Below are 12,601 nucleotides of genomic sequence, written 5' to 3'. Positions count from 1 at the left end.
CCCGCGCGGGCCGCCGGAGGGAATGCGTTCCGGCCCTGCCGCCCACGGCCCGCCCGGCCGTTCGTAGACTGCCGGGCATGCGAGAAGAGCCCGCGGTCGATGTCGTCGGCCTGGTCAAACGGTACGGCTCGAAGACCGCCGTCGACGGGCTCGACCTGTCCGTCGCCCGCGGCACCGTGAGCGCGGTCCTCGGCCCCAACGGCGCAGGCAAGACCACCACCGTCGAGACCTGCGAGGGATACCGCCGCCCCGACGCCGGGACGGTGCGCATATTCGGCCTCGACCCGGTCGCGGACGCGGCGGCGCTGCGGCCGCGGGTCGGCGTCATGCTCCAGTCCGGAGGGGTTTATTCCGGAGCGCGCGCAGAAGAGATGCTGCGCCACACCGCCACCCTCCACGCCCACCCCCTGGACGTCCCCGCGCTCATCGAACGGCTCGGCCTCGGCTCCTGCGGCCGTACGACCTACCGGCGGCTCTCCGGCGGCCAGCAGCAGCGGCTCGCGCTCGCCATGGCCGTCGTCGGCCGCCCCGAACTGGTCTTCCTCGACGAGCCCACCGCCGGACTCGACCCGCAGGCCCGCCGCGCCACCTGGGACCTCGTCCGCGATCTGCGCCGCGACGGCGTGACCGTCGTGCTGACCACGCACTACATGGACGAGGCCGAACAGCTCGCCGACCACGTCGCGATCATCGACGGCGGCAAGGTGATCGCCCACGGCACCCCCGAGGAGCTGTGCCGCGGCGGCGCCGAGAACACCCTGCGCTTCAGCGGCCGCCCCGCGCTCGACCTGGCCTCGCTGCTCAAGGCGCTGCCCGCCGACAGCACGGCCGCCGAGCTGACCCCCGGCGGCTACCGGGTCACCGGCAAGGTCAACCCGCAGATGCTGGCCACGGTCACCTCCTGGTGCGCGCAGAACGGCGTGATGCCGGACCGCATCTCGGTCGAGCGGCACACCATGGAGGACGTCTTCCTGGAGCTGACCGGTAAGGAGCTGCGCGCGTGACCGCCACAGGCACTTTCCACCCCCAGCCGGGGGCGGCCCCGCTGCTCCGGATGATCCGCGCACAGGCCGCGCTGGAGACCCGGATGCTGCTGCGCAACGGCGAACAGCTGCTGCTGACCGTCGTCATCCCGTCCCTCGTGCTGGTGCTCTTCAGCAGCATCGACATCGTGGACACCGGCGTCCCCGGGAACGCCGTCGACTTCCTGGCACCCGGTGTGCTGGCGCTCGCCGTGCTGTCCACGGCGTTCACCGGACAGGCCATCGCGACCGGCTTCGAGCGGCGGTACGGCGTGCTCAAGCGGCTCGCCGTCTCCCCGCTGCCCCGGTGGGCGCTGATGGCCGCCAAGACGTGCGCGGTGCTGGTCACGGAGGTGCTCCAGATCGTGCTGCTGACGGCGATCGCCTTCACGCTGGACTGGTCGCCGCGCGGCGACCCGCTCGCCGTGGTGCTGCTGCTGGTCCTCGGCACCGCCGCGTTCTCCGGGCTCGGGCTGCTGATGGCGGGCACCCTCAAGGCCGAGGCGACGCTCGCCGCGGCCAACCTGGTCTTCCTGCTGCTGCTCGTGGGCGGCGGAGTGATCGTCTCACTGGACAAGTTCCCGGGCGGCGCGCGCGCCGTGCTGGAGCTGCTGCCGATCTCGGCGCTCTCCGGCGGGCTGCGGGACGTCCTCCAGGACGGCGCCGGGATGCCCTGGCGGGACCTCGGCATCCTCGCCGTATGGGCGGTGCTGGGGCTCGGCGCGGCGGCGCGGTTCTTCCGCTGGGAGTGAGAGGCGCTCCGGGCCGCTTCCGCCGGTAACCCGGACCCCTCGTGAAAAGCTGCACAAGCTCCGTCCTACGATGACTCCGTGCCGAATTCGCTGAATCCGTTCGAGCTGATCGCCCGGCGCTGGCAGCCCTCCGCGCGCTTCGTGGAGCTGGCCGCGCTCGCCACCGTGGTGATGTCCGTGGTCATCGTCGTCACCGGGGGCGCGGTGCGGCTCACCGAGTCCGGGCTGGGCTGTGACACCTGGCCCCGGTGCACATCCGGGAGCCTCACGCCCACCTCCGAGCTGGGCATCCACGGCGCCATCGAGTTCGGCAACCGCATGCTGACGTACGTGCTGTGCGCGTTCACCGGGCTGCTGATCATCGCCGCCCGGGCCCGTCAGCCGTGGCGCCGCTCCCTCACCCGGCTGGGCTGGGTCCAGTTCTGGCTGATCATGAGCAACGCCGTCATCGGCGGCATCATCGTCCTCACCGGCCTGAACCCGTACATCGTCAGCTCGCACTTCCTGCTGGCCACCGCGCTCCTCACGGTCGCGATGGCGGTCTGGCAGCGCTCCCGCGAGGGCGACGGCGCCCCGCGCGACCTGGTGGCCCGGCCGGTGCGCCAGCTGACCTGGGTGCTGGTCGGCTCGACCCTGGCACTGATCCTGATCGGCACGGTGGTCACCGGCTCCGGTCCGCACGCCGGTGACGCCCGCGAGGTGCACCGAATCCCGCTGGACTGGCAGGAGATCGCCCAGCTCCACGTGGACTTCGTCTACATCGTGCTGGGCCTCACCGTCGCCCTGTGGTTCACGCTGCGTGCCGTGAAGGCCCCGGCGGCCCAGCGCCGTCCGGTGCTCGAACTGCTAGGCGTGCTGCTCCTCCAGGGCGTGATCGGGTACGTCCAGTACTTCACGGGCCTGCCCGAGGTGGTCGTCGGCATCCACATGTTCGGGTCCTGCCTGGTGTGGATCGCGGTCCTGCGGGTGCTCTTCGCGCAGCGCGAGCGCCCCGCGCTCGCCGACGCCCCGGACTCCGGACCGGCGGGCGACCACGAGTCGCTTCAGCCGAAGACCCCGGAGACCCCCGAGGCCCCGCAGACCCCCGTGGACCCGGACCCGGCGCCCGAGCCCGCCGCGTCCAGCCGGTAGACCCGGCGCGCGGTCCCGGCCGCGACCAGCCCGGCGATCCGCCGGGCCTCCGCCCTCGTACAGATGCCGTCCGCGATCCACTCGGCCGCCAGCCGGTCCATGGCCTGGCCGAACAGCCGGGCCGCGGTCACATACAGCTCGGGCAGCGCTCGGGCGCCGGTGGAGAACAGCAGCTTGCCGAAAGGCGCCTCGCCCAGCGTCTCCGCGGGCCGCGGCCCGGCGTCCGCGTAGACGTGCGGGAAGACGGCGGCGAGCTGGGCCGCTCGGCGGTGGTGCGGCCGGTCGGGCAGCAGCACCAGGTCGGTGCCGAACCCGGCGGTGGCGCGCAGGAAGCCGAGCAGCGGCTGCGGATCGGCGCAGTGCAGCTGCACCGGAAGCCCGGTCGCCACCGCGCTCCACATCAGGTGCTGGGCGAGCACCGGGTCCGGCGCACGGTTGCGTACGGGGCGTACGGAGAGCCGCCGCGCCGCGGCGCGGCGCACCTCGCGCGGGTCTGGCGGCCTGTCCTCGCAGTAGGTGATGCCCAGAGCGAAGGCGGTGGCGTGCTGGGCGGCGGCGTACAGGGCCTCGGCGGTGTTGCCGATGAACGCGTCGACCGTGCCCGAGGTATCGGCGACCTGTTCGGCCAGCGGTTCGAGCCGTACGACCTCATGGACCCGGCCGCCGGCCGCCGCCGCCAGCTCGGCGGCCGAGGTGAGGTCGCTCGGGGCGCCCGACTCCAGCAGAAAGGTGCCGATGCCCGCGCCGCGCAGCAGCAGCCGGGCGGCGCGGTAGGCGCCCAGCTCACGGCGGCGGGCCAGATAGCGCACGGGCGCGCAGTGCGGCTCCATGCCCAGCAGCGGCGGGCACCAGCGGCGCACGGCGAGCCCGGTCCAGCTGTCGAAGTACGTGGTCCCGGCCGGGGCCGGACCCGATCCCGCGGCGGCGGCCAGATGCGTCTCGAACGAGCCGAGGCCCAGCTCACCGTGGACGATGCCGTGGCCGTGCTGATCGACCAGCGGCGGCAGCTCCACGCCCGGCCCGTCCCGCGCCTCGTCCATCGCCGCCGCCTCCTCGCCCTCCGGCATCGCAGGGCTTAACGCCCGGATGCCGCGCGAGGTGTCGCCGGGTGGGGCACGGCGGACCGGCCGTATGCGGGCGCGGCCTCATTGTGCCGGTCCGCGGGACGGACTGTTCGGGGTTCAGGTGTTGCGCGGGCCGCCCAGTTGGATTCCGGCCATCCGCTTCCATTCGTACGGGCCCGTGCGGACCTTCGCCGCGAGGTCGCCGTCGAAGTCGTCCTGGAGCGTGAGCCCGGCGATCTCGGCGGCGCGGGCGGCCGCCTCCCGGGTGGGGGCGACGAGGGCGCCCCATTCGCCGTTGGCGCCCACCAGGGCGATCCGGACGGTGCCGCGGCCGATGTGGGCGAGCTGGCCCTCGGCGCTGCCGCCGTGGCTCTTGGCGAAGGCCGTGATCTGGTGGGCGAGTCGCTGGGCCCGCTTCTCGTCCTTCGGGTCCTTCGCGGACGCCTGCGTGGTATCTGCCATACCACCGATGCTACCCGCCGGTAATCACGCCCGGAAGAGGATCACGGCCGTAAGGGGATCTCACACGGAAGGCGATCACCGCAGGAAGGGGTCCACCGCCACGGCGACGAACAGCAGCGAGACATAGGTGATGGACCAGTGGAACAGCCGCATCTCCTTCAGCTTCGCGCCGGTGATCTCCGCCCGGGCGCGCGACTGGAGCCCGTGCGCCTCCTTGAGCCAGAACGCGCCCAGCACGGTCGCCACCACCGGGTAGAACCAGCCGGTGTAGCCGAGCGGCCACAGCAGCAGCGAGACGCCGACCATGGCCCAGCTGTAGAGGACGATCTGCCGGGCGACGGCCTTGTTGCCCGCGATGACGGGCAGCATCGGCACGCTCGCCCGCTCGTAGTCCTCCTTGACCTTCATCGACAGCGGCCAGTAGTGCGGCGGCGTCCAGAAGAAGATGACCAGGAAGAGGATCACCGCGGCCCAGGACACCTCATTGGTGACCGACGACCATCCGATGAGCACCGGCATGCAGCCCGCGATGCCGCCCCAGACGATGTTCTGCGAGGTGCGCCGCTTGAGCCACATCGTGTAGACGACGACGTAGAAGATCAGCGCACCGAGGGCCAGCATCGAGGACAGCGGGTTGACGAGAACCCAGAACCAGGCCGTCGACGCGATGGCGAGCGAGAAGGCGAAGACCAGGCACTCCCGCGGCGACACCATGCCGGTGACCAGGGGACGCTGCGACGTGCGGTCCATCATCGCGTCGATGTCGCGGTCGTAGTACATGTTGAACGCGGCGGCGCCACCGGCGGACAGATAGCCGCCGACGCAGGTCGCGAGGACCAGCCACAGGTCCGGGACGCCCTGGGCGGCCAGGAACATGACCGGCACCGTGGTCATCAGCAGCAGCTCGATGACACGCGGCTTGGTCAGCATCACGAACGCCTTGACCCGGGCCCCGAGCGGCCGGCGGCCGGGAAGCCGCTGCCCGAGGCTCGATTCGCTCGTTTCGAGCACCCCCGCAGGACGGGATTCGACGGCCGTCACGCACACCCCTGGTGGAAGCAAGAACCAGCAAGCACCGGAGATGAAACCCCGGTAAAGACTTGCGCGTACCACGCCACTCTAGACGTAGCGGATACGCCGCCCGCCGCCGGGGTCGGGTCGTGTTGATGCCCCTCGAAGAGCTGCGCGAACGCCCCGTACAGCCAACGGAACGCCGTATTCCGTGGATCTCGGAGAGAACTCCGATGGAATGCCGCGACCTTGAGATTCGTTTCGTAAGACGTTGAGTGGAACTCGAAAAGATGACCGTTACTACAGGGGTAGGCTCGACCTCGCCGGTGTGCACACGGTCACCGGACAGCGACATTGTGGAGAGGAGCCCTGACTCAGGGTGAGCAACAAGCCGACTACCACAGACCTTGAATGGACCGATCTGGACCAGCGGGCCGTTGACACCGCCCGCGTCCTGGCCATGGACTCCGTACAGAAGGTCGGTAACGGCCACCCTGGCACGGCCATGAGCCTCGCGCCCGCCGCGTACCTGCTCTTCCAGAAGCTGATGCGGCACGACCCGTCCGACGCGGACTGGGCGGGCCGCGACCGGTTCGTCCTCTCCCCCGGGCACACCAGCCTGACCCTCTACGTCCAGCTCTACCTGGCGGGCTTCGGCCTGGAGCTGGAGGACCTGAAGTCCTTCCGCACCTGGGGCAGCCTCACCCCGGGCCACCCGGAGTACGGCCACACCACCGGTGTGGAGACCACCACCGGCCCGCTCGGCCAGGGCGTCGCGAACGCGGTGGGCATGGCCATGGCCGCCCGCTACGAGCGCGGACTGTTCGACCCGGAGGCGCCCGAGGGCGCCTCCCCGTTCGACCACACCATCTGGGCGATCGTCTCCGACGGCGACCTGGAGGAGGGCATCTCCGCCGAGGCGTCCTCGCTGGCCGGTCACCAGAAGCTGGGCAACATCGTCGCGCTGTACGACGACAACCACATCTCCATCGAGGGCGACACCGCCACCGCGCTGTCCGAGGACGTGCTGAAGCGGTACGAGGCGTACGGCTGGCATGTCCAGCGCATCGAGCAGGCGGCCAACGGCGACTTCGACGTCCAGGAGCTGTACGCGGCGCTCAAGGCGGCGCAGGCCGAGACCGAGCGCCCCTCGATCATCGCCGCCCGCACGATCATCGCCTGGCCCGCGCCGAACGCGCAGAACACCGAGGCGTCCCACGGCTCCGCGCTCGGCGCCGACGAGGTCGCGGCCACCAAGCGGGTCCTCGGCTTCGACCCCGAGCAGCACTTCCACGTCGACACCGAGATCATCAACCACACCCGCGGGCTGGTCGACCGCGGCCGTGAGGCGCACGCCGCCTGGGACAAGACGCTCCAGGAGTGGCGCAACAACAACCCCGAGCGCGCCGCCCAGTTCGACCGCGTCACCGCCGGTGAGCTGCCGGAGGGCTGGGAGAGCGCGCTGCCGGTCTTCGAGGCGGGCAAGGACGTCGCCACCCGCAAGGCGTCAGGACAGGTGCTCAAGGCGCTCGGCGGAATCCTCCCCGAGCTGTGGGGCGGCTCGGCCGACCTCGCCGGGTCCAACAACACCACCATCGACGCGTCGTCGTCCTTCCTGCCGAAGGGCAACCCGCTGCCGGAGGCCGACCCGTACGGGCGGACGATCCACTTCGGCATCCGCGAGCACGCCATGGGCTCGACAATGAACGGCATCGCGCTGCACGGCAACACCCGTGTCTACGGCGGCACGTTCCTCGTCTTCTCCGACTACATGCGCCCGGCCGTGCGGCTGGCCGCGCTGATGAAGCTGCCGGTCACCTACGTGTGGACGCACGACTCCATCGGCCTCGGCGAGGACGGCCCCACCCACCAGCCGGTCGAGCACCTGTCCGCGCTGCGCGCCATCCCGGGCCTGAACATCGTGCGCCCGGCCGACGCCAACGAGACGGCCATCGCCTGGCGCGAGATCACCCGCCGCCACAGCGAGAAGCCCGCCCCGCACGGCCTCGCGCTCACCCGGCAGAACGTGCCGACGTACGAGGCCGACGAGAACGCGGCCAAGGGCGGTTACGTGCTGTTCGAGGCCGAGGGCGGCCAGCCGCAGGTGATCCTGATCGGCACCGGCTCCGAGGTCCAGCTCGCCGTCGAGGCGCGCGAGCAGCTCCAGGCCGCCGGGGTGCCGACCCGCGTCGTCTCGATGCCCTCGATCGAGTGGTTCGAAGAGCAGGACAAGGGGTACCGCGACAGCGTGCTGCCGCCGTCCGTGAAGGCGCGCGTGGCCGTCGAGGCCGGTATCGGCCTGACCTGGTACCGCTACGTCGGCGAGGCCGGCCGCATCGTCTCGCTGGAGCACTTCGGCGCGTCCGCCGACTACAAGGTGCTCTACCGGGAATTCGGTCTGACGGCCGACTCCGTGGTCACCGCCGCCCGCGAGTCCCTGGACGCCGCCGGGCAGTGACGCCCGCATCCGACTTGAACAGCGACGAGCAACAGGAGACACACCCCATGACAGACGCACTCAAGCGGCTGGCCGACGAAGGCGTCGCGATCTGGCTCGACGATCTCTCCCGGAAGCGGATCACCTCCGGCAACCTCGCCGAACTGATCGACCAGCAGCATGTCGTCGGCGTCACCACCAACCCGTCGATCTTCCAGAAGGCGATCTCCGGCGGCGACGGCTACGAGCAGCAGCTCGCCGACCTCGCGGCCCGCAAGGTCACCGTCGAGGAAGCCGTACGGATGATCACCACCGCGGACGTCCGGGACGCCGCCGACATCCTGCGCCCGGTCCACGACGCGACCGGCGGCCAGGACGGCCGGGTCTCCATCGAGGTCGACCCGCGGCTGGCCCACAACACGGCCGCCACCATCGCCGAGGCCAAGCAGCTGGCCTGGCTGGTGGACCGCCCGAACACCTTCATCAAGATCCCGGCCACCCGGGCGGGCCTCCCGGCGATCACCGAGGTGATCGGCCTGGGCATCAGCGTCAACGTCACGCTGATCTTCTCCCTGGAGCGCTACCGCGCGGTCATGGACGCCTACCTGGCCGGTCTGGAGAAGGCGAAGGCCGCGGGCCTGGACATCTCCAAGATCCACTCGGTGGCGTCCTTCTTCGTGTCCCGCGTGGACACCGAGATCGACAAGCGCATCGACAAGCTCGGCACCGACGAGGCCAAGGCGCTGCGCGGCAAGGCCGCCATCGCCAACGCCCGGCTCGCCTTCCAGGCGTACGAGGAGGTCTTCGGCTCCGACCGCTGGGCCGCCCTGGACCGGGCCAACGCCAACAAGCAGCGTCCGCTGTGGGCCTCGACCGGCGTCAAGGACCCGGCCTACAAGGACACCCAGTACGTCGACGAGCTGGTCGCCCCGGGCACCGTCAACACGATGCCGGAGGCCACCCTCGAAGCGGCCGCCGACCACAGCGAGATCAAGGGCAACACCGTGGCCGGCGGCTACGCGCAGGCCCAGGCCGACATCGACGCGCTGGCCTCGATCAACATCTCGTACGACGAGGTCGTACAGCTTCTGGAGGACGAGGGCGTCGAGAAGTTCGAGTCGTCCTGGAACGACCTGCTGAAGTCCACCGAGGCGGAGCTGAACCGCCTCGCACCGTCGGAGGCGTGAACACCTTGACCATCAGCAGCAATCCGCTGCGTGACCCGAAGGACCGGCGGCTCCCGCGCATCGCGGGGCCGTCCGGCCTGGTCATCTTCGGGGTCACCGGTGACTTGTCCCGCAAGAAGCTGATGCCCGCCGTCTACGACCTGGCCAACCGCGGCCTGCTGCCGCCGGGCTTCTCGCTCGTCGGCTTCGCCCGCCGTGACTGGGAGAACGAGGACTTCGCCCAGGTCGTCCACGACGCGGTGAAGGAACACGCGCGGACGCCGTTCCGCGAGGAGGTCTGGCAGCAGCTCGCCGAGGGATTCCGCTTCGTACCCGGGGAGTTCTCCGACGACGACGCCTTCGAGAAGCTGAAGGCGACCATAGAAGAGCTGGACAAGGCCCGCGGCACCGGCGGCAACTTCGCCTTCTACCTCTCCGTGCCGCCCAAGTTCTTCCCCAACGTGGTGCAGCAGCTCAAGAAGCACGGGCTGTCCGACGGGCAGGACCACTCCTGGCGGCGCGCCGTCATCGAGAAGCCCTTCGGCCACGACCTGAAGAGCGCCCAGGAGCTGAACCAGGTCGTCCACGAGGTCTTCCGGCCGAGCGACGTCTTCCGGATCGACCACTACCTGGGCAAGGAGACGGTCCAGAACATCCTGGCGCTGCGCTTCGCCAACACCATGTTCGAGCCGCTGTGGAACCGCAGTTACGTCGACCACGTGCAGATCACCATGGCCGAGGACATCGGCATCGGCGGCCGCGCGGGCTACTACGACGGCATCGGCGCCGCCCGTGACGTCATCCAGAACCACCTGCTCCAGCTGCTCGCCCTGACCGCCATGGAGGAGCCCGCCTCCTTCGACGCCAAGGCGCTGGTCACCGAGAAGCTGAAGGTGCTCACCGCGGTCAAGCTCCCGCGCGAGCTGGGCAAGCACACCGTGCGCGGCCAGTACGCCCACGGCTGGCAGGGCGGCGAGGAGGTGCGCGGCTACCTCGAGGAAGAGGGCATCGACGCGAACTCCAAGACCGACACCTACGCCGCGGTCAAGCTGGAGATCGACAACCGCCGCTGGGCGGGCGTCCCGTTCTACCTGCGCACCGGCAAGCGGCTGGGCCGCCGGGTCACCGAGATCGCCGTCGTCTTCCAGCGCGCCCCGCACTCCCCCTTCGACGCGACCGACACCCAGGAGCTGGGGCAGAACGCCCTGGTCATCCGGGTGCAGCCGGACGAGGGCGTCACGATCCGGTTCGGCTCCAAGGTGCCCGGCACCTCCATGGAGATCCGCGACGTGACGATGGACTTCCAGTACGGCGAGTCCTTCACCGAGTCCAGCCCCGAGGCGTACGAGCGGCTGCTGCTCGACGTCCTGCTGGGCGACGCGAACCTCTTCCCGCGCCACCAGGAGGTGGAGGAGTCCTGGCGGATCCTCGACCCGATCGAGGAGTACTGGGACAAGCACGGGAAGCCGGAGCAGTACACGTCCGGTACCTGGGGGCCGAAGGCCGCGGACGAGATGCTCGCACGAGACGGACGGAGCTGGCGGCGGCCATGAACATCGATCTCACGGACACCACGTCCAGCCGGATCAACTCCGCTCTGGTCCAGGCGCGCCGGGCCACCGGCACCCCGGCCGTGGGCATGGTGCTCACCCTCGTCATCGTCACCGACGAGGGCAACCACTACGACGCCCTGAAGGCCGCGAGCGAGGCGTCCAAGGAGCACCCCTCGCGCATCCTGGTCGTCATCAAGCGGCCGGGCCGCTCGCCGCGCGACCGCAAGATGGCCCGGATGGACGCCGAGGTCCGGGTCGGCGGCGAGACCGGCACCGGTGAGACGGTTCTGCTGCGGCTCCACGGCGAACTCGCCAACCACGCCTACTCGGTGGTCCTGCCGCTGCTGCTGCCGGACGCGCCGGTCGTGGTGTGGTGGCCCGAGGACGCCCCGGAGAACCCCGCCAAGGATCTGCTGGGGCAGCTCGCCCAGCGCCGCATCACCGACGCCCAGGCCACCGAGGACCCGGTCGCCACGCTGGGCCTGCGGGCCGAGACCTACACCCCGGGCGACACCGACCTGGCGTGGACCCGGATCACCCCGTGGCGCAGTGTGCTGGCGGCCGCGCTGGACCAGAAGCACTCGAAGATCACCTCCGCGGTGGTCGAGGGCGAGGCGTACAACCCGAGCAGCGAACTGCTCGCGCTGTGGCTCGCCGAGCGGCTGCGGGTCCCGGTCGACCGGGAGGTCTCCGAGGGCCCGGGGCTGACCGCGGTGCGGCTGGAGACGGCCGACGGCGTGATCTGCCTGGACCGGGCGGACGGCGCCCTGGCCGAGCTGGCGATGCCGGGCCAGCCGGACCGGCACGTCGCGCTCCAGCGGCGGGAGGTCTCGGAGCTGATCGCCGAGGAGCTGCGGCGGCTGGACCCGGACGAGATGTACGCGATCTCGGTGAAGTTCGGCGTGAACAAGCTCAACGGCGGCGGCGCGGCCACCGCGACCGCCGATGCGCGGCAGGGGCCCCCGGCCCCGCCCCGGCCGCCGCTGCCCACGCGCGACCCGGGCACGGCCCCGTCCCCGTCGAACACCCCCGCCCCGCCGCAGGCCCCTGCCCAGCCCCCGGCCGCTCCGGCTCCGAAGCCCTCGGACCTCAAGCCGGGCGGCAAGACGGAGGGAAAGGCCGGGGCGAACGGCGGGAACGGCGGAAAGGCAGACGGCAAGTGACCGCCCCGCAGGTGGTCGTCCACCGCGACAAGGAGCTGATGGCCCAGGCGGCCGCGGCCCGGCTGATCACGAAGGTCGTGGACGCCCAGGCCGCCCGGGGCTCCGCCTCCGTCGTCCTGACCGGCGGCCGCAACGGCAACGGCCTGCTGGCGGCCCTCGCCACGTCCCCCGCGCGCGACGCGGTGGACTGGTCACGGCTGGACCTGTGGTGGGGCGACGAGCGGTTCCTGCCCGACGGCCACCCGGACCGTAACGTCACCCAGGCCCGGGAGGCGCTGCTGGACGCGGTGGATCTCGACCCGGCGCGGGTGCATCCGATGCCCGCCTCCGACGGGCCGCACGGCGGCGATGTGGAGGCCGCGGCGGAGGCGTACGAGCGCGAGCTGGGCCGCGCCGCGCGGCCGGAGAACCACGGCGCGGCACCGTCATTCGACGTTCTGTTGCTGGGCGTCGGCCCGGACACCCATGTGGCCTCGCTCTTCCCCGAGCTGCCCGCCGTCCGGGAGACCGAGCGGACGGTGGTCGCGGTGCGCGGAGCGCCCAAGCCGCCGCCCACCCGGGTCTCGCTGACCCTGCCCGCGATCCGCGCGGCACGGGAGGTGTGGCTGCTGGCCGCCGGTGAGGACAAGGCGAAGGCGGTGACCATCGCCCTGTCCGGGGCCGGGGAGATACAGGCCCCGGCGGCGGGCGCGTACGGCCGCAGCCGCACCCTGTGGCTGCTGGACCGGGCGGCGGCGAGCGGTCTGCCGCGCGAGCTGTACCCACCGGCCTCGCCGTAAGGCTCGTTCATACGGCGATCCCCCGTGCGCTTTCCTGCGCACGGGGGATCGCCGTATGTGC

Annotated in this window: 11 protein-coding genes; 8 read left to right on the top strand and 3 right to left on the bottom strand. The window is 71.3% G+C overall.

Going from position 1 to position 12,601, the window contains the following annotated elements; all coding sequences use genetic code 11:
* The first annotated feature begins 77 nt into the window (after positions 1–77).
* The 3 genes from ACH4TL_RS30455 (at position 78) to ACH4TL_RS30445 (ending at position 2,905) form a co-directional block, all read left to right on the top strand.
* On the top strand, positions 78–1,004 hold the full coding sequence (locus ACH4TL_RS30455) for an ABC transporter ATP-binding protein (protein ID WP_398323003.1): 927 nt from the start codon (positions 78–80) through the stop codon (positions 1,002–1,004).
* On the top strand, positions 1,001–1,774 hold the full coding sequence (locus ACH4TL_RS30450) for an ABC transporter permease (RefSeq protein WP_398323001.1): 774 nt from the start codon (positions 1,001–1,003) through the stop codon (positions 1,772–1,774). The genes ACH4TL_RS30455 and ACH4TL_RS30450 overlap by 4 nt, the downstream gene beginning before the upstream one ends.
* A gap of 78 nt (positions 1,775–1,852) precedes the next feature.
* Positions 1,853–2,905, top strand: coding sequence for a heme A synthase (locus ACH4TL_RS30445; protein ID WP_398322999.1), 1,053 nt, complete (start codon positions 1,853–1,855; stop codon positions 2,903–2,905).
* On the opposite strand, the gene ACH4TL_RS30440 is transcribed toward ACH4TL_RS30445, so the two are convergent.
* The 3 genes from ACH4TL_RS30440 to ACH4TL_RS30430 form a co-directional block, all read right to left on the bottom strand.
* A complete protein-coding gene (locus tag ACH4TL_RS30440) occupies positions 2,818–3,972 on the bottom strand; it encodes an amidohydrolase (protein ID WP_398322997.1) in 1,155 nt (384 codons plus the stop codon). The two genes, ACH4TL_RS30445 and ACH4TL_RS30440, sit on opposite strands and share 88 nt — an antisense overlap.
* 114 nt (positions 3,973–4,086) lie before the next feature.
* Complete coding sequence (locus tag ACH4TL_RS30435) at positions 4,087–4,431, bottom strand: hypothetical protein (RefSeq protein ID WP_398322995.1); 345 nt, start codon at positions 4,429–4,431, stop codon at positions 4,087–4,089.
* A 75-nt stretch (positions 4,432–4,506) separates the two neighbouring features.
* Positions 4,507–5,472: a heme o synthase gene (locus tag ACH4TL_RS30430; RefSeq protein WP_398322993.1), complete on the bottom strand. Its 966-nt coding sequence runs from the start codon at positions 5,470–5,472 to the stop codon at positions 4,507–4,509.
* 349 nt (positions 5,473–5,821) lie between these two features.
* Between ACH4TL_RS30430 and tkt the strand changes: the two genes are divergently transcribed.
* Genes tkt through pgl form a run of 5 tightly spaced genes read left to right on the top strand, consistent with a single transcriptional unit; the run spans position 5,822 to position 12,540 of the window.
* Positions 5,822–7,900: a transketolase gene (gene tkt / locus ACH4TL_RS30425; RefSeq protein WP_398322991.1), complete on the top strand. Its 2,079-nt coding sequence runs from the start codon at positions 5,822–5,824 to the stop codon at positions 7,898–7,900.
* 47 nt (positions 7,901–7,947) lie between these two features.
* Positions 7,948–9,066: a transaldolase gene (tal, locus tag ACH4TL_RS30420; protein ID WP_398322989.1), complete on the top strand. Its 1,119-nt coding sequence runs from the start codon at positions 7,948–7,950 to the stop codon at positions 9,064–9,066.
* 5 nt (positions 9,067–9,071) lie between these two features.
* On the top strand, positions 9,072–10,598 hold the full coding sequence (gene zwf, locus ACH4TL_RS30415) for a glucose-6-phosphate dehydrogenase (protein ID WP_398323357.1): 1,527 nt from the start codon (positions 9,072–9,074) through the stop codon (positions 10,596–10,598).
* A complete protein-coding gene (gene opcA, locus ACH4TL_RS30410; RefSeq protein ID WP_398322987.1) occupies positions 10,595–11,761 on the top strand; it encodes a glucose-6-phosphate dehydrogenase assembly protein OpcA in 1,167 nt (388 codons plus the stop codon). Before zwf ends, opcA begins: the two co-directional genes overlap by 4 nt.
* Positions 11,758–12,540, top strand: a complete 783-nt coding sequence (pgl, locus tag ACH4TL_RS30405) for a 6-phosphogluconolactonase (protein WP_398322985.1) — start codon at positions 11,758–11,760, stop codon at positions 12,538–12,540. The genes opcA and pgl overlap by 4 nt, the downstream gene beginning before the upstream one ends.
* Positions 12,541–12,601: the final 61 nt, after the last annotated feature.

The organism is Streptomyces sp. NPDC021115, from assembly GCF_044333065.1.
GTDB lineage: Bacteria > Actinomycetota > Actinomycetes > Streptomycetales > Streptomycetaceae > Streptomyces.
This window is presented reverse-complemented; position numbering and strand designations above follow the sequence as displayed.